At 66.1% G+C, this 19323-nt stretch carries 17 protein-coding genes; 11 read left to right on the top strand and 6 right to left on the bottom strand.

The genetic code is table 11. The features are described from left to right. The first annotated feature begins 6 nt into the window (after positions 1-6). Positions 7-411 (top strand): hypothetical protein, encoded by a 405-nt coding sequence (locus tag CR156_RS16500; protein WP_100553610.1) that lies wholly within the window; start codon positions 7-9, stop codon positions 409-411. Between the two features lie 101 nt (positions 412-512). On the opposite strand, the gene CR156_RS16505 is transcribed toward CR156_RS16500, so the two are convergent. After that, positions 513-1625, bottom strand: coding sequence for a PLP-dependent cysteine synthase family protein (locus CR156_RS16505; protein ID WP_100553611.1), 1113 nt, complete (start codon positions 1623-1625; stop codon positions 513-515). Between the two features lie 126 nt (positions 1626-1751). On the opposite strand from CR156_RS16505, the gene gloA reads away from it, so the two are divergent. Next, a complete protein-coding gene (gene gloA / locus CR156_RS16510; RefSeq protein WP_100553612.1) occupies positions 1752-2270 on the top strand; it encodes a lactoylglutathione lyase in 519 nt (172 codons plus the stop codon). A 124-nt stretch (positions 2271-2394) separates the two neighbouring features. After that, the gene (locus CR156_RS16515) at positions 2395-2823 is read left to right on the top strand and encodes a VOC family protein (protein ID WP_025877330.1); all 429 of its coding nucleotides are present in this window, start codon (positions 2395-2397) and stop codon (positions 2821-2823) included. Between the two features lie 92 nt (positions 2824-2915). On the opposite strand, the gene CR156_RS16520 is transcribed toward CR156_RS16515, so the two are convergent. The 4 genes from CR156_RS16520 to CR156_RS16535 all read right to left on the bottom strand — a co-directional run bounded on the left by CR156_RS16520 (position 2916) and on the right by CR156_RS16535 (position 7919). Next, the gene (locus tag CR156_RS16520; protein ID WP_089237013.1) at positions 2916-3347 is read right to left on the bottom strand and encodes a CBS domain-containing protein; all 432 of its coding nucleotides are present in this window, start codon (positions 3345-3347) and stop codon (positions 2916-2918) included. Positions 3348-3693: 346 nt separating this feature from the next. After that, positions 3694-5271: a DHA2 family efflux MFS transporter permease subunit gene (locus tag CR156_RS16525; protein WP_207764204.1), complete on the bottom strand. Its 1578-nt coding sequence runs from the start codon at positions 5269-5271 to the stop codon at positions 3694-3696. 8 nt (positions 5272-5279) lie between these two features. Further along, positions 5280-6341, bottom strand: coding sequence for an HlyD family secretion protein (locus CR156_RS16530; protein ID WP_207764205.1), 1062 nt, complete (start codon positions 6339-6341; stop codon positions 5280-5282). Between the two features lie 111 nt (positions 6342-6452). Next, positions 6453-7919: an efflux transporter outer membrane subunit gene (locus tag CR156_RS16535; RefSeq protein ID WP_100553615.1), complete on the bottom strand. Its 1467-nt coding sequence runs from the start codon at positions 7917-7919 to the stop codon at positions 6453-6455. 152 nt (positions 7920-8071) lie between these two features. On the opposite strand from CR156_RS16535, the gene CR156_RS16540 reads away from it, so the two are divergent. Further along, positions 8072-8791, top strand: coding sequence for an AraC family transcriptional regulator (locus CR156_RS16540; RefSeq protein ID WP_207764206.1), 720 nt, complete (start codon positions 8072-8074; stop codon positions 8789-8791). Between the two features lie 313 nt (positions 8792-9104). On the opposite strand, the gene glmS is transcribed toward CR156_RS16540, so the two are convergent. Continuing rightward, positions 9105-10943, bottom strand: coding sequence for a glutamine--fructose-6-phosphate transaminase (isomerizing) (gene glmS, locus CR156_RS16545; protein ID WP_100553616.1), 1839 nt, complete (start codon positions 10941-10943; stop codon positions 9105-9107). Positions 10944-11159: 216 nt separating this feature from the next. Between glmS and CR156_RS16550 the strand changes: the two genes are divergently transcribed. The 7 genes from CR156_RS16550 (at position 11160) to CR156_RS16580 (ending at position 18977) form a co-directional block, all read left to right on the top strand. Next, positions 11160-12437, top strand: coding sequence for an efflux RND transporter periplasmic adaptor subunit (locus CR156_RS16550; RefSeq protein ID WP_100553617.1), 1278 nt, complete (start codon positions 11160-11162; stop codon positions 12435-12437). A 31-nt stretch (positions 12438-12468) separates the two neighbouring features. Continuing rightward, positions 12469-13191, top strand: coding sequence for an ABC transporter ATP-binding protein (locus CR156_RS16555; protein ID WP_032976565.1), 723 nt, complete (start codon positions 12469-12471; stop codon positions 13189-13191). A gap of 10 nt (positions 13192-13201) precedes the next feature. Continuing rightward, complete coding sequence (locus tag CR156_RS16560; protein WP_100553618.1) at positions 13202-14506, top strand: ABC transporter permease; 1305 nt, start codon at positions 13202-13204, stop codon at positions 14504-14506. 21 nt (positions 14507-14527) lie between these two features. After that, complete coding sequence (locus CR156_RS16565; RefSeq protein ID WP_100553619.1) at positions 14528-15742, top strand: ABC transporter permease; 1215 nt, start codon at positions 14528-14530, stop codon at positions 15740-15742. 1 nt (position 15743) lies between these two features. Continuing rightward, on the top strand, positions 15744-16136 hold the full coding sequence (locus CR156_RS16570; RefSeq protein ID WP_100553620.1) for a PDZ domain-containing protein: 393 nt from the start codon (positions 15744-15746) through the stop codon (positions 16134-16136). Between the two features lie 136 nt (positions 16137-16272). Continuing rightward, positions 16273-17619, top strand: coding sequence for a sigma-54-dependent transcriptional regulator (locus CR156_RS16575; RefSeq protein ID WP_100553621.1), 1347 nt, complete (start codon positions 16273-16275; stop codon positions 17617-17619). Beyond that, on the top strand, positions 17616-18977 hold the full coding sequence (locus tag CR156_RS16580; protein WP_100553622.1) for a sensor histidine kinase: 1362 nt from the start codon (positions 17616-17618) through the stop codon (positions 18975-18977). The genes CR156_RS16575 and CR156_RS16580 overlap by 4 nt, the downstream gene beginning before the upstream one ends. Positions 18978-19323: the final 346 nt, after the last annotated feature.

Consider the following 19323-nt stretch of genomic DNA (forward strand, 5'->3'; position numbering starts at 1 on the left):
CCCCACATGGAAGGTCTGGCTCCAGCTCCATCCGCAGTACGTTCATCATCGCTGGCGCTGTCGGCCAGCCCGACCGAACTGGCCTGGATCGCCGCGCTGTGCGATGCGGGCGACGATGCGCCGCGCCACCTGCAGCAGCTGCAGGCACTGCAACACCAGGGCGGCAGGTTCAGCGACGAGCAGGAGTGGTATCCGTTCGAGGTGATCGAACGCGGCGCAAGCCAGGTGCAGTCAGGGCACGAGCGCGAGTTCGTCATCTGCGTGCTGCTGTGGCTGCAGGCACTGGCGCAGGGCCGGGCCAGCATCCTGGACCCGCGCCTGCACCTGGACGACCGCGCCGTGGAGATCGAGGCCCTGCCCGATGCCCTGCGCGATGTGGTGCTGGATGCGTTCACTGCGGCCGGATATTGATCGGGGTGCGACTCACCGCCGCGCTCGCCGGACACGGCCCGGCGCTACCGGCTCGGCGTGACCGATAGCGCCGGGCCATGCCCGGCGGAAATGTCGGCCGGTTACAACGCTTCCAGGCTGCACCACGGCAATCCAGGCAGTCCCTGCCCGGCAGCTGCCGCCGCTACCTGCGCGTCGGCGGTTTCCACATCGATTCCCTGCCGCACATACCAGGCGGGGTCGTAATAGCTGTGCGCGTAGCGATCGCCGCTGTCGCACAGGATGCTGACGATGCTGCCCTTGCGGCCAGCCTCGCGCATCCACTGCGCGGCCTGCAGCACGCCGATGAAATTGGTACCGGTGGAGCCGCCGACGCGGCGCCCCAGCTGCCGGCTGACGTGGCGCATCGCAGCCAGGCTCAAGGCGTCGGGCACCTTCACCATGGCGTCGACACTGGTCGGAATGAAGCTCGACTCCACCCGCGGCCGGCCAATGCCTTCCACCCGCGAACCGCCGTTGCAGGTCATGCCGCGCCACTCGTTGCCACCGGCCAGGGCGGCCTGGTAGCCGTCGAAGAACACCGAGACTTCCGGGTCCGCACACAGGATGCGGGTGTCGTGCCGGCGATAGCTGACGTAGCGCCCGAGCGTTGCGGCAGTACCACCGGTGCCGGGGCTGCACACGATCCAGTCCGGAATCGGGCTGGGCTCCTCGGCCATCTGCTTGAAGATGGATTCGGCGATGTTGTTGTTGGCACGCCAGTCGGTGGCGCGCTCGGCATAGGTGAACTGGTCCATGAAGTGGCCGCCGGTTTCGCGGGCCAGCTTTTCCGAATCGCAGTTGAGGTCGCAGGCGCGCTCGACCAGATGGCAGCGGCCACCGTGGAACTCGATCGCCGCGATCTTCTCCGGCGACGTCGTGGCCGGCATCACCGCGATGAACGGCAGGCCCAGCAGTCGCGCGAAGTAGGCCTCGGACACGGCGGTGGAGCCGCTGGACGCTTCGATCACCGGCCGCCCTTCGCGCAGCCAGCCGTTGGCCAGCGCGTACAGGAACAGCGAGCGCGCCAGCCGATGCTTGAGGCTGCCGGTGGGATGGCTCGATTCATCCTTCAGGTACACCTCGATGCCATCGAACCCGGGCAAGGCCAGCGGGATCAGGTGGGTATCGGCGGAACGGTTGAAATCGGCTTCGATCTTGCGGATGGCGGCGGCCACCCATTCACGCTGCGACATGGCGGGCAATGGTCATCAGGACGGAACGGTGCGATCCGGCCATTGTACGTCGCGGTGCCGTCAGCTGCCGGCCCGTAGAATGACGCCCATCCGGCCGGCAACGGCCCTGTCTGAAGGACCTCCCCCATGACCATTCCCGCCCTGCGCGATGTCCCCGGCGTCGCCGCCCAGGCCCCGGCCGAAACCACCGGCTTCGTCTTCAACCACACCATGCTGCGGGTCAAGGACGCCACCGCCTCGCTGGACTTCTACACCCGCGTGCTCGGCTACCAGCTGATCGACAAGCGCGACTTCGCCGAAGCCCAGTTCAGCCTGTACTTCCTGGCCTACGTTCCGGCCGGCACCGTGGTGCCGGAAGATGACAACGCCCGCCGCCTGTGGATGGCCGGACTGCCGGGCGTGCTGGAACTGACCCACAACCACGGCACCGAGACCCAGGACGGCGCGGTCTACCACGACGGCAACAGCGACCCGCGCGGCTTCGGCCACATCTGCGTGTCGGTGCCGGACATCGAAGCGGCCTGCCAGCGCTTCGAAGACCTGGGCGTGACCTTCCAGAAGCGCCTGACCGACGGCCGCATGAAGAACCTCGCCTTCATCAAGGACCCGGACGGCTACTGGGTCGAGATCATCTCCAACGCCTGACCCAGAAAGGGGCACAATTCCGGTAGCGCCGGGCCATGCCCGGCGGCCTTGAGCAGGCCGCGCTGCGCGCTCGCCGGGCACGGCCCGGCGCTACCGACTCCGCCCCCTTTTTTGCGAGGTTCGTATGGAAACGATGGAACTGCACCGTGGCCGCCTGATCGACCACATCCAGCTGGTCGTGCGCGATCTGGCTGCCAGCCGCCGCTTCTATCAGGCGGTGTTCGACACGATCGGCATCCCGGTGGCCGGTGAAGGCGATGACTACTTCTGGGCCGACGAACTGTTCATTTCCAGCGCCAGCAGCGAGGCCGCCGCCGGCCAGTTGACCGGCCGCCACCACCTGGCGTTCCAGGCCCGCGATACCGCCACCGTCGATGCTTTCCACAGCGCTGCGCTGGCGGCTGGCGGGAAGGACAACGGCGCGCCCGGCGAGCGCCCTTACCATCCCGGCTACTACGGCGCCTTCGTGCTCGATCCAGATGGCAACAACATCGAGGTCGTCTACCACGGCCCGGCGAACTACAGCGCCGATTCGGTCAAGGTCAGTTTCTGATTCCTGCGCTACGCGCTCGCCGGGCATGGCCCGGCGCTACCAACGAAGAAGCCGGGCAATGCCCGGCTTCGTCTCATCGCACTGCGCAGGCCTCAGTGGGCCGCCATGTAGATGTCCTGCAGCACGGCCTTTTCCAGCTCCAGCTCGCCCAGCAGGTTCTTCACGATGTCACCCAGGCTGAGGATGCCGACCAGCGTGGCACCATCGGTAACCATCAGGTGGCGGCGACGCGAGTAGGTCATCAGGGACATGGCCTGCTTCAGCGTGGCGTCCGGCGCAATGCCTTCCAGGCCGGTGGACGGCAGGCTGGAAATCACCCGTCGGCCGGCCTGCGGACCATCATCGGCCAGGCTGCGGACGATGTCCTTTTCGGAAATGATGCCGACCGGGGCATCATCCTTCATCACTACCAGTGCAGCGATCCTGTTCGCGCTCATCTTGTGCGCGGCGGCACCGATCGTGTCTTCCGTGTCGATGGTGATGACAGCTTCTTTCTTGGATTGCAGGAGCTCGCGGACGTTCATTCTTGTTTCCTGGTGCAGGTCACTCAAGTCAAAAAAGTGTGCTCTGCCGATTCGCCCCCTCCCCGGGAACAGACCCTTCAGCGCACGTCTGGCGCACTTTGCCGGATCTGGCATTTCGCCAGCAGGCGGGCTAGGTGCTGCAACGCGAACGAGGCGGATTCAACGGCTCAACCCGGATCTCGGTCAACTTGATTCTACGACTGCGTCCATCGGTCACTAGCGGCATCGATGGGACAGATTGTCGTGGGAACCGGCCAACGATCCAGAGAATGGCACCGTGGGTGAAACCGCCGCTGAATGCTGCTTGCAAGGAGCCCTAAAGTTTGCCGATTGCCAACACCGGTCTTCACCCTGGGCGGACATGCTTCTTGCCACGAAGCATCAGACTGCCAGCCGCACAGGCAAGCATGGCAATGCCTGCCACAAGGAAGGCATCGCTGTAGGCCAACAGCAATGCCTCACGATGAACGATCCTGTCGAGGATCGCGAACGCCTGCTGCCGTTCCAGTGCATGTCCGTTGCCGAACAGAGCGGTGGCGCTGTCCATGGGGGCTTTGGCCAGCATCCTGACCAGCTCGACCACGCGCGCCTGGGTAGCTGGCGCGAAGGACGTGACCGATTCCCCGATGTGCAACGCATGCAGTCGCTCCCGGGTCACGATGAACTGACTGGCCACGGCGATACCGATCGCGCCACCCACATTGCGCACCATCGAGAACACGCCTGCCGCCGAGCCGAGCTCAGTGCGTTCCAGCCCTTCCACGGCCATCACACTGAGTGCGACCACGATCAGCGATTGGCCGATGCCACGCACGATCAACGACGGCACGATGACGTTGCTTGCCGCGTTGGCATCCAGGTGGATGTTCATCAGGCAGCCCACCGCCATGATGACGAAGCCCAGCACGATGACGGTCCGCACGCTGGTGCGCTTCATCAGCGGCGGCGTGGCGAAGGACATGATGAACTGCACGATGCCGTACGGAATCATGGTCAACCCGATCTGGCGCGCGTTGTAACCATGTACGTCGGCAAAGTAATTGGGAATGAGGAACACCACACCGAACACCACCGCGCCGAAGGTGAACTGCATCAGGCTGGCCAACCCGAAGTTGTAGCGGGAAAGCAGCCGCAGGTTGAGGAACGGCTCGCTGCGGCGCAGCTCGATGGCGACGAACGCGACCAGGCCAACTGTGGCGATGAGTGCTGCCTCGATGATGAACGTCGAAGAGAACCAGTCTTTGCGACCGCCCTCCTCCAGCATGATCTGCAGCGCGGACAAGCCCAGGGCCATGGCGATGATGCCGCCCCAGTCGCCGGTCCGGAACCTGTGCAGCGCCATCGGCTGCGGCCGGATCGACCAGCCGATGGCAGCCAGCAGCAGCAGGCCGGGCGGCACCTGCAGATAGAAGATCGCCCGCCACGAATAGACATCGGTCAACCAACCGCCAAGCGATGGCCCCGCCGCCTGCGCCACGTTGTTTGCTATGGCGAACAACGCCATGCCAAACGGATGTTTTGATGATGGCAGCTCGGTCACGATGAGCTGGAACGAGAGCGGTATCAGCACACCACCGAACGCGCCCTGCAGCGTGCGCGCCAGGATCATCGCGTTGATGTTGGGTGCGATCGAGCAGGCCATCGAGAAGAGCACGAAGCCTGCGGCCCCCACCATCAGCACGCGGCGCACGGTGAAGACCGATGCCAGCCAGGCCGCCAGCGGAATGACGATGATCTCCGCGACAAGATAGGCCGTGGTGATCCACGACCCTTCCTCGAAAGTGGCACCCAACGACCCGCGCACATCCGGCAGCGACGCATTGGTGACGTGCACGTTCATACCCGCCATGAAGCAGCCAACCACGCCACCGATCACCGCGACCCACGCACGCAGTGATACTGCATCCTCGGCAGGGGTTGCCATGGTGGCGCTCATGGCGCGCGATCCGTGCGTGTGTCGATGGCCGCCACCACCGACATCCCCGGCCGCAGGAACGACAGCTTCGCCTGGTCGGCATCCACGGTGATACGCACCGACATGCGCTGGACGATCTTGGTGAAGTTTCCGGTCGCGTTGTCGGGCGGCAACAGCGCGAACTGCGCGCCGGAGGCAGGGGCGAAGCTTTCCACGCGTCCCTTCAAGGCGCGTCCGCCGAGTGCATCGACCTCGATCTCCACAGGCTGGCCCGGCGCCACGCGCTCCAGCTGCACCTCTTTGTAGTTGGCGACGATGTAGATCTGGTCCGGCACGATCGCCATCAGCGGTGCGCCGGCACCCACGTAATCCCCCATCCGCAAGCTGCGTTGACCGACCGTTCCGGCCTGCGGTGCACGGATCACCGTGTGTTCCAGGTCAAGGGTGGCAAGGGCCAGACCTGCCTGAGCCTGCACCAATGCACCCTGCGCCTGGTCAAGCGCGGCGCTCGCGCGCTCACGCTCGGTCACCAGTACCCTGGTGTAAGCCGTGCTCGCAGCCACCGCAGCGCGCGCAGCATCCGTGTTCGCTGCAGTGCGCTGTGCGCTGGCATCTGCGGCTTCCAGGTGCTTCGCATCCGATGCCTGCTGGTCGGCAAGCAGACGTTCCCGGCGATAGGCCTGGGCGGCCTGACGGAGATCTGCCTGGTGCGCCCGCAGATCTGCGGCAGCAGCGGCAATCACGCTCTGCTGCCGCGTGCTCTGCGCGTCGAGGTTGGCGATGGCAGCCTGCTGCGCCCTTACCTGCGCCGTCGCCATTGCGACCGCGCCTTCGGCCTGGGCCACGCGCGAGCGATAGTCCCGATCGTCCAGCGTGGCCAGAATCTCACCCTCGGCCACGTGCTGGTTGTCACGTACCCGGACCGTGGCGATGTAGCCAGCGATTCGTGGATTGACCGTTACGATGTCGGCCCTGACGTAGGCGTTGTCGGTGCTGACCTGGAAGCGGCCTACCGTCCACCAGCGCAGGCCGGCACCGCTGCCGGCCAGGACGAGCAGCACGAGTGCGCCGATGACCATGGGCCTGCGCTTCATCCGCAGGAGGGAGCGGGGCGAACGGACGGGTGCGCCGCGTGGAATGTCTGTGTCTGTCATGTCGTCTGTCGGGGGAGTGCGGGGGAAAAGGGTGAATCAGCGCGCGGCGTCATCGCTGCGGGTGATGGTGGGGAGATGTACGGCAGGCGCCTGCTCCCAGCCGCCACCAAGCGACCGGAACAACGCAATCTGGTCGGCGGCGATCTCCGCCTCGGCGGAGGCGGCCATGGCCTGTGTCTCGACATCGCGGCGCTCCGCCTCGAGCACGTCCAGCTCGCTCGCCGCACCGGCGCGTCGGCCCACCTGCGCCAGTCGAAGTGCCTCACCGCTCTGCGCGGCAGCTGTCTTCAGCGCAGCGTGCTGACGCAGTGCTGCCTGGTAGGTCGCCAGCGCCTGTTTCACGTCCTTCAAGGCGGCCAGGATCACCGCATCGAAACGCGCAAGCGCGGCGTGCTCCTGCGCTTCGGCATCGGCGATCTGCGCGCGCGCCGCGCTGCTGTTCGGGAAGCGCCAGGACAAGGCCGGGCCCAGGTTCCAGGCGATCGACCCCTGATCGGTCAATCCGCCGGGCCTCGGCGCCGAACTGGCCACGGTGCCCAGAATGGAAACCGTGGGGTACAGGCTCGCGGTAGCCACGCCGATCCGCGCGGTGCTGGCTTCCAGCCGGCGCTGTGCCTCCCGGATGTCCGGCCGTCGCTGCAGCAGCGCGGAGACATCACCGATCGGAAGCGGAGTAGCAAGCTGCGGAACCGCGACGCAGCTGGCTGCGTCTGCGGGCAGGTCGTCCGGCGCCCTCCCGGTAAGCACAGCCAGTGCATACAGGGCATTCTGCCGACCGGCCTCCAGCGCGGGAATGGCAGCGCGGGTCTGCTCGACCAGCGCAGCGGCACGCGCGACATCCAGTGATGTCGCATCCCCCGCATCACGCTGGGCCGTCTTCAGTGCCAGGCTGCGACTGACCAGGGCAAGCGAGCGGCGGGCAATGTCGGCGCGCGAGGCGTAGCCACAACTGTCCACGTAGGCGCGCGTGGTTTCGGCGGCAACGACGACCCGCACGCTGTCTTCGGTGGCCTGGATCGCCTCGGCATCTGCCCGCGCCGCCTGGATGGATCGGGCAATCCGGCCAAACAGATCCAGGCTCCAACCGGTTGCGAATCCCGCGCCGTAACGTTGCCCGGTGCGGACTTCGGTCTGCTCCAGTGCGGCCGCGATCTGGTCGCTCATCGTGCTGCCATAGCCGACATCGCTGGACACCGCAGTGGTCGGCAGCCGATCGCCCTCGCGTTCGCGGAGCACCGCGTAGGCGGACCGCAGGTTGGCCGACGCAACCCGCAGATCGCGATTGTTCTCCAATGCCTGGATGACCAGCGCATCCAGCGTGGCGTCGCCATACAGGCGCCACCATCGGGGCACGGCGGGCGCGCCCGTGATCGCGTCGTTGTCGACGACAGTCATCGGCGGCAGGGCGAGGGTGGAACGCGGCGAACTGCTGGGACCGACCGCGCATCCACACAGTGCGGAAGAGACCAGAAAAGACAACAGCAAAGGACGGAAGACAATCATTGATGGGGTACTTGGGGTGGCATGTGCCCAGGACACACATCACATCACCCGCCACGCTGTCCTTCTCCCGCCTGCCGGACTACCATCGTCTAGATATGGACAGAAAACGCACAGTCAGGGCGTGCCACGCAACCGAGCGCCCCGTTGCGGCATTGGCCACCCGACATCCTCACGGCGAACACATTGCCGCGCACCGCCATGCGCGCGCGCAGTTGATCCACGCGCTGACCGGGGTGTTGACAGTCATCAGCGCAGAGGGAAGCTGGGTCGTGCCATCCGGCAGGGCCGTGTGGATGCCAGAGAACGTGGAGCATCGGATCCGCATTGCCGGAGATGTCGCGATGCGGACGATCTACGTTGCACCTGGGATACGGCCGGATCTTCCCACCGGTTGCGAGGTCATCGAGGTCTCCGCGCTGCTGCGCGAGGCCATCGTTGCTGCCACCGGCATACCGCTGGACTATCGCGATGGCGGGCGGGACCACCGCATCATGGAGCTGATCCTGGACGAGATTGAAGTGGCACCGCGGCTTGGGCTGCACGTTCCACTACCGCGCAACGCACATCTGCTGCGTCTGTGCGAATGGATGATCGCCGAGCCTGCCGAGCCTGTAACGCTGGACGATCTGGCCGCACGGATGCACGTCAGCGGGCGGACGGTGGCACGGCTGTTCCACCGCGAGGTCGGGATGAGCTTCGGCGACTGGCGGCGGCGGATGTGCCTGCTGCTCAGCCTGCCCCGCCTGGCCTCGGGGGCATCCATCCTGGAAGTGTCGCTGGAGCATGGCTATCTGAGCCCCAGTGCCTTCTCGGCGATGTTCCGCCGCTCGCTTGGAGTGTCACCCACCGAGTACCTGGTTTCCAAAGCATGAACCGCGCAGACTGATTCGACGTATTCCCTGCAGTGCGCACCGCCGAAGCGTCTGCTCTTGCCGGTGGCGTCCAGTCTGGCCGGTGTGGATGATGCGGGCCGCCGCCGTCTGCTCCAGTCGCCAGCCGTCCGGATTGTCAAGGCGATATCGAACCACTGCAGAAACGCAGAAGGGCGAGGGCAACCGCGCCCTCGCCCCTCGTTCTTGATCAGCACGTCGTGGAATACACCGTCGTTCAGGCGGCCTGAGGCTTGCCTACTCCATACAGCGAACACGTCGCGGGCAGCACATCACCCGCCAGCCACGTCCGGCCTTATTCCACCGTAACGCTCTTGGCCAGGTTGCGCGGCTTGTCCACGTCGGTGCCGCGTGCCAGTGCGGTGTGGTAGGCCAGCAGCTGCACCGGGATGGTGTGCACCACCGGGCTGAGCACGCCGGCATGGCGCGGGGTGCGGATCACGTGCACGCCTTCGGACTCGTTGAAGTTGCTGTCCTGGTCGGCGAACACGAACAGCTCACCGCCACGCGCACGCACTTCCTGCATGTTGGATTTGACCTTCTCCAGCAGGCTGTCGTTGGGCGCGATCACCACCACTGGCATGTCTTCGTCCACCAGCGCCAGCGGCCCGTGCTTGAGCTCACCGGCCGGGTAGGCTTCGGCGTGGATGTACGAGATTTCCTTCAGCTTGAGCGCGCCTTCCAGGGCGATCGGATAGTGCAGGCCACGGCCCAGGAACAGCGCGCTGCTCTTGCGTGCGAAGCGCTCGGCCCATGCGGCGATCTGCGGTTCCATGTTCAATGCGTGCTGCACGCTGCCCGGCAGGAAACGCAGCTGCTCCAGGTAGTCCGCTTCCTGTGCGGCATCAACGCGGCCATGCAGCTTGCCCAGCACCACGGTCAGCTGGAACAGCGCGGCCAGCTGGGTGGTGAAGGCCTTGGTCGAGGCCACGCCGATCTCGGCGCCGGCGCGGGTGTAGCAGACCAGTTCGCTGGCGCGCGGAATCGCGCTTTCCGGCACGTTGCAGATCGACAGCGTGTGCTTGTGGCCCAGCGACTTGGCGTACTTCAGCGCTTCCATCGTATCCAGCGTTTCGCCGGACTGGGAGATGGTCACGATCAGGTGCTTGGGATTGGCATACGCGGCGCGATAGCGGTACTCGCTGGCGATCTCCACGCTGCACGGCAGGCCGGCGATGGCCTCGATCCAGTAGCGCGCGGTCAGGCCCGAGTAGTAACTGGTACCGCAGGCCAGGATCTGCACGCCCTCGATGCCCGACAGCACCGCTTCGGCATTCTTGCCGAACAGTTCGGCCGGGAAGCCACCGGCGTCGATCGCCGCTTCGATGGTGTCGCCCAGGGCGCGCGGCTGCTCGTGGATTTCCTTCTGCATGAAGTGGCGGTACGGGCCCAGTTCCAGCGAGGCCAGCGAGACATCGGAGAGATGCACATCGCGCTCGATCGGCTGATCGTTGCCGTCGAAGATGCTCACCCCATCACGGCGGATCTCGGCGGTGTCACCCTCTTCCAGGAAGATCACCTTGCGTGTGGCCGACAGTACGGCCGACACATCGGACGCCACGAAGTTCTCGCCCTCGCCCAGACCCACCAGCAGCGGGCAGCCCATGCGCGCGCAGACGAAACGTTCCGGCTCGGCACGGCTGATCACGGCCAGTGCATAAGCACCGGTCAGTTCCTTGACCGTGTGCTGCAGCGCGACCAGCAGGTCATCGCCGTTCTTCAGATGGTGATGAATCAGGTGGGCGATCACTTCGGTGTCGGTCTGCGACTCGAAGGTGTAGCCCAGCGCGCGCAGCTTCTCGCGCTGTTCTTCATGGTTTTCGATGATGCCGTTGTGCACCAGCGCCACGCCATGGCTGATGTGCGGATGCGCGTTCGCCTCGGTGACACCGCCATGGGTGGCCCACCGCGTGTGGCCGATGCCCAGGCTGGCAGTGAAGCCTTCGGCCTCGGCAGCGGTGGCCATTTCAGAGACACGTCCGGTGCGGCGCACGCGGCGCACGTCAGCGCGCTCGGCATGGTCGATCACGGCGATACCGGAGGAATCGTAACCACGGTATTCCAGTCGCTTCAGTCCTTCGATCAGGACCGGCACCACATCCCGTTGGGCGATCGCACCTACGATTCCACACATGTCACGCATTTCCTTGAAGACGGTCGGCGCATTCTAGCCTGCGTGTCCGCCAGCCCCCCCTCCTGTCCGCTTAATGAAAGTGTCCGGAAAGGTGTCCGCGGACACCCGGACAGTAGTGACGCCTCTGCAAATCATTGATGGAAAAGGAAATAAAGTTGGCACGCTGTGTGCTTTGTGTAGGGCACCACTCTGGCACCACCGACAGGCACGAACCCGATGATCCGCGACACCTCCGCCCAGGACCAGATCGTTTCCTCCGCTGCGGCCAGTGCTCCCAAGGCCGCATGGCACCGTTACCGCTGGCCGGCGCTGGCCGGCATCGCCCTGCTCGCCGGCATCGGCTGGGCCGTGCATGCCTGGTCCAACGCCAGCCGCTCGTTCGACAGCAGCCGGGTGCGCGTGGCCGAAGTGCAGCGCGGCGACCTGGTGCGCGACATCGCCGCCGACGGCCGCGTGATCGCCGCCAACAGCCCGGTGCTGTATGCGATCTCGGGCGGCACCGTCGACCTGAAGGTGGTCGCCGGTGACGTGGTCAAGAAGGGCCAGGAGCTGGCGATCATCGACAGCCCCGAGCTGCGCAGCAAGCTCGCCCAGGAGGAGGCCACCCTGGCGGGTCTGGAAGCCGAGGCCAGCCGCGCCAACCTGGATGCCACCCTGGCCCGTGCCAAATCGCGCAAGGAAACCGATCAGGCCAGCATCGAGCGCCAGGCCGCCGACCGCGACCTGCAGCGCTACCAGCGCGGCTTCGATGGCGGTGCGGTGCCGCAGATCGATCTGGCCAAGGCCCAGGACACCCTGAAGAAGGCCGACATCAGCCTGGCCAATGCCACCACCGATGCGCGCCTGCAGAGCCAGGGCGCGGATCTGGACGCACGCAACAAGCGCTTGCTGGCCGACCGCCAGAAGGCCGTGGTGGCCGAAGTGCAGCGCCAGGTCGATGCGCTGACCCTGCGCGCACCGTTCGATGGCCAGGTCGGTCAGGTGCAGGCTGTGCAGTCCACCAACCTGGCCGCCAACGCGCCGGTGCTGGGCGTTGTCGACCTGTCCAAGTTCGAGGTCGAGATCAAGGTGCCGGAAAGCTTCGCGCGCGATCTGGCGATCGGCATGCCGGCGCAGCTGACCGGCGGTAATGGCCAGCCGTTCCCGGGCGAGATCAGTGCGGTGTCGCCGGAAGTGGTCAATGGCGAAGTCAACGCACGCGTCCGCTTTGCCGCGGCCCAGCCGGAAGGCCTGCGTCAGAGCCAGCGGATGTCGGTGCGGGTGCTGCTGGATACCCGCAGGAATGTCATGAAGGTCGAGCGCGGCCCGTTCGTGGAACAGGGCAACGGCGTGGCGTACGTGATGGATGGTCGCACCGCGGTGCGCCGTCCGATCGAACTGGGCGTCAGCAGCCTGGGCGAAGTGGAAATCAAGTCGGGTGTGCAGCCGGGGGACCGCATCGTGGTCTCGGGCAGCGACCTGTTCAAGGACGCCGAACGCGTCTCCGTCAACTGACAACCCATACATCCTGGAGAGAGGACACCCCATGTACATGCTCGAAATGCGTTCGGTCGCCAAGGTCTTCCGTACCGAACAGGTGGAAACCCACGCGCTGCGTTCACTGGAACTGCAGGTCAAGGAAGGCGAGTTCGTCGCCGTCACCGGTCCGTCCGGCTCCGGCAAGACCACTTTCCTCAACATCGCCGGCCTGCTGGAAACCTTCACCAGCGGCACCTACATGCTGGATGGCCAGGACGTCAGCAAGCTTGGCGATGATGCGCGCAGCCGCCTGCGCAACCAGAAGATCGGCTTCATCTTCCAGGGCTTCAACCTGATTCCGGACCTCAACCTGTTCGACAACGTGGACGTGCCGCTGCGCTACCGCAAGATGAGTGCCGGCGAGCGCCGCGAGCGCATCGAGAAGGCGCTGAGCCAGGTCGGCCTGGGCTCGCGCATGAAGCACTACCCGAACGAACTCTCCGGCGGCCAGCAGCAGCGCGCGGCGATTGCCCGTGCCCTGGCCGGCAGCCCGCGCCTGCTGCTGGCCGACGAACCGACCGGCAACCTGGACACGCAGATGGCGCGCGGGGTGATGGAGCTGCTGGAGGAGATCAACGCCGCCGGCACCACCATCGTGATGGTCACCCACGACCCGGAACTGGCCGCGCGCGCGCAGCGCAACGTGCATATCGTCGACGGCCAGGTCACCGACCTGGTGCGCGAGCCGGTGCTGGCCACCCCGCGTCGCATCGTCGCCGTCAACGAGTGAGGGCACGACCATGTTCGCCTACTACGCCCGACTGGCGGTGCGCAGCTTCCGCCGCAACAAGGTACTGACCGCGCTGATGGTGGTAGCCATCGCGCTGGGCATCGGTGCTTCGATGACCACCCTGACCGTGTTCCATGTGCTGTCCGGCGATCCGATCCCGGACAAGAGCGACCGCCTGTTCTACGTACAGGTCGATCCGCGCCCGCGTTCGGGTTACCTGACCGGCGAAGAGCCGGAGACCCAGATGACCCGTTTCGATGCCGAAACGCTGCTGCGCGAGAAGCGTGGTGAGCGCCAGGCGATGATGAGTGCCGGCGATGTGACCGTCGAGCCGGAAGGCAGCACGTTGAAGCCGTTCAACATCGATACGCGCTGGACCTCGTCCGATTTCTTCCCGATGTTCAACGTGCCGATGCTGTATGGCCGCGCCTGGACGGCCAGCGACGATGACGGTCGCGCTCGCGTGGTGGTGCTGTCCAAAGTGATCAATGACAAGCTGTTCCAGGGTGCGGACAGTGTCGGCCGCCAGGTCCGTGTCGATGGCCATTCGCTGCGCGTGATCGGCGTGATGGACACCTGGAATCCGGAACCGCACTTCTTCGACCTGACCGTGGGCAACTACGGCCGCGAAGAGGATCTGATGATGCCGCTGTCCACCGCGATGGACCTGAAGTTCGGCAGCAACGGCAACATGAACTGCTTCCGCGACGGCGCTCCCGGCGACGACAGCAATTCGATCAACGCACCGTGCACCTGGATCCAGTACTGGGTGGAACTTGATCCGTCCAAGGCCGAGGACTACCGCCGCTATCTGGTCAACTATTCCGACCAGCAGCGGGCTGCCGGCCGGTTCGAGCGTCCGGCCAACGTGCGCCTGCGCACCGTGATGGAGTGGCTGACCTTCAACAACGCGGTGCCCAGCGACGTTCGCCTGCAGATGTGGCTGGCCCTGGGTTTCCTCGGTGTGTGCCTGGTCAACACCGTCGGCCTGCTGCTGGCCAAGTTCCTGCGCCGCAGCGGTGAAATCGGTGTGCGTCGCGCACTGGGCGCCAGCCGCGGGCAGATCTTCCTGCAGTGCCTGGTCGAAGCGGGTGCGGTGGGCGTGGTCGGTGGCGTGCTCGGCATCGGGCTGGCGCTGCTGGGCCTGTACGCGGTACGCCAGCAGCCGGTGGACTACGCCAAGCTGGCCCATCTGGACGGCAGCATGCTGCTGCTCTCCCTCGGCCTGACCCTGCTCGCCAGCATCGCTGCCGGCTTCCTGCCCGCCTGGCGCGCGATGCAGGTCACCCCGGCCATCCAGCTCAAGTCGCAGTAAGCACGAGAACGAGGACTTCCCATGGACATCCGCCCCATCCTCAGCACCCTGCGCCGGCACAAGACCGCAGCCGCATTGATCGTGCTGGAAATTGCCCTGACCTGCGCCATCGTCTGCAATGCCCTGTTCCTGGTCACCCAGCGCGTGGAAAAGATCAGCCAGCCCAGCGGCCTGGTCGAGAACGAACTGGTGATGGTCCGGGTCAACGGCATCGGCAAGCAGACCAACGCCATGGCCCGCACCAACGAAGACCTCGCGTCGCTGCGCGCGATCCCCGGCGTGACCAACGTGACCAAGGTCAACCAGCTGCCGTTCCGCCGCAACTCGAGCAACACCAGCATCTCGCGCGAGCGTGACCAGGAACGCCCCACCGCCTTCGTTTCGCTGTACATGTTCAGCGAGAACGCTTTGCCGACGCTGGGCCTGCAGCTGGTCGCCGGCCGCGACTTCCTGCCCAGCGAGTACATCGACTACGAGGAGGCGCAGAAGAATCCCAAGCCTGACCGCGCCGCGCCGGTGATCATCAACCAGCAGGTCGCCGCCAAGATGTACCCGGACCAGAGCGCGCTGGGCAAGACGTTCTACATGGGCAACCAGGGCCTGCATGTGGTGGGCGTGGTCGCCCACCTGGCCACTCCGACCGACTACAACGACAACAGCACCCTGTCGATGATGCTGCCGGTGCGTACCGACTTCACCCGCGGGCCGTACATGCTGCGGACCTCGCCGGAGCGCCGCGATGAAGTGTTGAAGGGCGCGCTGGCTGCGTTGGAGCACAACGACCCCAATCGCCTGGTGCGCGAGAAGCTGACCTACCAGGAACAGCGCGCCGACTACTTCAAGAACGACCGCTCGATGGTCGGCCTGCTGGTCACCGTGTGCATCGCGCTGCTGGTGGTCACCGCACTGGGCATCGTCGGCCTGGCCAGCTTCTGGGTGCAGCAGCGCAGCAAGCAGATCGGCATCCGCCGCGCATTGGGCGCCACCCGTGGGCAGATCCTGCGCTACTTCCAGACCGAGAACTTCCTGCTGGCTACGTTGGGCATCGTGCTGGGCATGCTGGCGGCCTACGCCATCAACCTGGCGCTGATGAACATGTACGAACTGCCGCGCATGCCGCTGCTGTACCTGCCGCTGGGTGCGGTGCTGCTGTGGATGCTGGGCCAGATCGCGGTGTTCGGCCCGGCCCGCCGTGCCGCTGCCGTGCCGCCGGCCGTCGCCACGCGGGGGGCGTGAGATGCGCGCCGGCCTGCTGCTGGTGTTGTTGGCCCTGCCGCTGCCGGTGCTCGCCGGCAGCAGCAGCTCGCAGACCCTGCAGTGGCGCCAGGACGATGCGCGGCTGGCACTGCGCTCGACCGAGGGCGTGGTACGGGTGGATGCGGCCAGCCCGGAAGCGCGCTTCGGTGTGCGCAGCGGCGACCGCATCCTGCGCGTGAACGATTCGCCGGTGCGGCAGATCGAGCAGCTCGCCGACGCCATGCAGGCGGCATCGACGGCCACCGTCTACCTGCTGCTGCGTCGCGATGGCCGGATGCTCACCGTGCCGGTGAACGTGGCCCAGTGGCGCCCCGCGTTGGCCCCTCCACCACCGCCTCCGGCTCCCCCGCCGCCGCCCCCGCCACGGCGCTGAGGCCCGGCGGCCCCTGCGCCGCCATCGGTTTGGCTATGCTTGGTGGGTGGCGCCGAAAGCTCCGGCGCCATCCGCCCTTTTCCGTGCGCGGCGCCGACGCTTTCCGGCGCTTCCCTGCCCTCCCAGAAGCCGCCGAATGCCCGCGATCCTGATCATCGACGACAACGCCAGCGTGGGAACCGCGCTGGACGTGCTGTTCTCCCTGCACGACATCGACACCCTGCTGGCGCAGAGCCCGGCCGAAGGGCTGGCGCTGCTGGAGTCACAGGCGGTCGACCTGGTGATCCAGGACATGAACTTCAGCGAGGACACCACCTCTGGCGAGGAAGGCGAGGCACTGTTCGCGCAGATCCGCGAACGCCACCCCGACCTGCCGGTGATCCTGCTGACTGCGTGGACCCACCTGAGCAGTGCGGTGGACCTGGTCAAGGCCGGTGCCGCCGATTACCTGGCCAAACCCTGGGATGACCGCAAGCTGCTGACCACGGTCAACAACCTGCTGGAACTGTCCGAAGCGCGGCGCGAACTGGACCAGCGACGCCAGCGCGAGCAACGCCAGCGCCATGCACTGGAAGACAAGTACGCGTTGTGCGGCGCGGTGTTCGCCGACCCCGCCAGCGAACGGGTGATCGCCCTGGCCTGCCAGGTCGCGCGCTCGGAGCTGCCGGTGCTGATCACCGGCCCCAATGGCGCGGGCAAGGAGAAGATCGCGCAGATCATCCAGGCCAACTCGCTGGTGGCCAAGGGCCCGTTCGTTGCAGTGAACTGCGGCGCCCTGCCCTCCGAACTGATCGAGGCCGAGCTGTTCGGTGCCGAGGCCGGCGCCTATACCGGCGCCAACAAGGCGCGCGAAGGCAAGTTCGAGGCGGCCGATGGCGGCACGCTGTTCCTGGATGAAATCGGCAACCTGTCGCTGGGCGGGCAGATGAAGCTGCTGCGCGTGCTGGAGACCGGGCGCTTCGAACGCCTGGGCTCCAACCGCGAACGCCAGGTCAAGGTGCGCGTGGTCAGTGCGACCAATGCCGATCTGCCGGCGATGATCCGCGAGGGTACGTTCCGCGAAGACCTCTACTACCGGCTCAACACGGTGGAACTGACGCTGCCGCCACTGGCCGACCGCCCCGGCGACATCGTGCCGTTGGCCGAGCATTTCCTCAGCATCGGCAAGCCGCTGTCCAGCGCGGCGGCCAGTGCGCTGCAGCGGCATCTGTGGCCGGGCAACGTGCGCGAGCTGCGCAACGTGATCCAGCGTGCCGAACTGCTGGCCACCGGCAACCGCATCGAGGTAGCCGATCTCAACCTGCCGCGCGCGCCTGCTGCGCCGCGCCCGACGCCGAGCGCCGGCAATGATCCCGACCGCGCACGCATCGAAGAAGTGCTGGCGCGCAACCACGGGGTCATCGCGCAGGCGGCCAACGAGCTTGGACTGAGCCGGCAGGCGCTGTACCGGCGCATGGACCGTCACGGCATCCCACGCGAATGAAACGACGCTCCTTCACCTTCCGCCTGTTCCTGCGCCTGCTGCCGGTGCTGGCGTTGTCTGCTGCGCTGCCGTGGCTGCTGGCCTACTGGATGGACCATGGCTGGGTGGTGACCACGGTCTCCACGATCATCCTGCTGTCATTGATGTGGTGGACGCTGCGCCGCGCCACCGCACCGGTGCGCTCGTTGATGCGGGCGCTGTCCGGGACCACCAGCAGCTACCGCGACGGTGAGTACAACTTCGGCATCTACTGGCCCGGCAACGACGAACTGGGTGACCTGGTGCAGGCACACCGCGAACTGGGCGAGGTGCTGCGCGCACAGCGCCAGGGCCTGGTGCAGCGCGAACTGCTGCTGGACACCATGGTGCAGAACACACCGGTGGCAATGCTGCTGATCGCTGCCGGTGGCGATGGCATTTCCCGCGTGGTGTTCTCCAACCTGGCGGCGCGCAAGCTGCTGCACGGCGGCTGGAAGCTGGAAGGCCAGCGCATGGAAGACGTGCTTGAACAGTTGCCGGTTGAACTGCGCGATGCCATCGGCCGCGGCGGCGACAGCCTGTTCGCGGTGAAGTCGGAACACGAAGACGGCGTGGAGGGAGACGAGGACGACGAACAGGTCTATCACCTCTCGCGCCGCGCGTTCCAGCTCAACGGCCGTCCGCATGACCTGCTGCTGGTACGCCAGCTCACTGCCGAACTGCGCCGGCAGGAAGTGCAGACCTGGAAGAAGGTGATCCGGGTGATCAGCCACGAGCTCAACAACTCGCTGGCGCCGATCGCATCGCTGGCACACTCCGGCGGCGAACTGGTCAAGCGCGAACGCTTCGACCGGCTGCCGGAGATCTTCACCACCATTGAAGACCGCGCACGGCATCTGGAAGGCTTCATCCGGGGCTACGCACGTTTCGCCAAGCTGCCGCAGCCGCAGCTGCAGACCGTGCACTGGGCGCCGTTCCTGTCCAGCCTGTGCCAGCAGATTCCGTTCACGATGGAGCGTGAACTCGACGAGGAGCTGAGCAGCCGGATCGACATCGCCCAGTTCGGCCAGGCCCTGCTCAACCTGCTGAAGAACGCGCACGAGGCCTGCGCCGAAGCAGATCCGCCGAACGACGACGTGCAGGTGCAGCTGACCCGGCTGCCGCAGTGGTTGCGGCTGGATGTGCTGGACCGGGGCAAGGGCATGAACGAGCAGGTGCTGCAGAATGCGCTGATGCCGTTCTATTCGACCAAGCGCAATGGCACCGGGCTGGGGCTGGCACTCACCCGCGAGATCGTCGAGGCGCACGGCGGCAGGGTATCGCTGCAGAACCGCACCGACGGCGGGCTGTGCGTGTCGATCCTGTTGCCGGTGGGGTAGGTTTGTTCTTCCTTCTTCTGTTGATGGCTGAAGGTTGATCATTGTTCATGGGTGTCACTTTTCTTTTCGCGCGAAAAGAAAAGTAACCAAAAGAAACGCGCCGCCGGTCCGCGAGCCGTCGTGCTGCGCACGCCGGTACCCTGCGCTCCTCGGTCCGTCGAGGGACGGCGCGGGAACTCGCTTCGCTCAGACACCCGCGCCTCTTCGCCCTCGCCGGCCCTGCGGTGCTCGGCTCGCTTCAAGGCGGACTCGAGAAGCAAAGCAAAAGCATCCACGCATGGCGTGGATCTACTGGGTGCAGCTGTGGGGTTTGACTTGGGGCCGCCTTGAAGCGAGCCGAGCACCG

Source organism: Stenotrophomonas lactitubi (genome assembly GCF_002803515.1).
In the GTDB taxonomy this organism is placed as follows: domain Bacteria; phylum Pseudomonadota; class Gammaproteobacteria; order Xanthomonadales; family Xanthomonadaceae; genus Stenotrophomonas; species Stenotrophomonas lactitubi.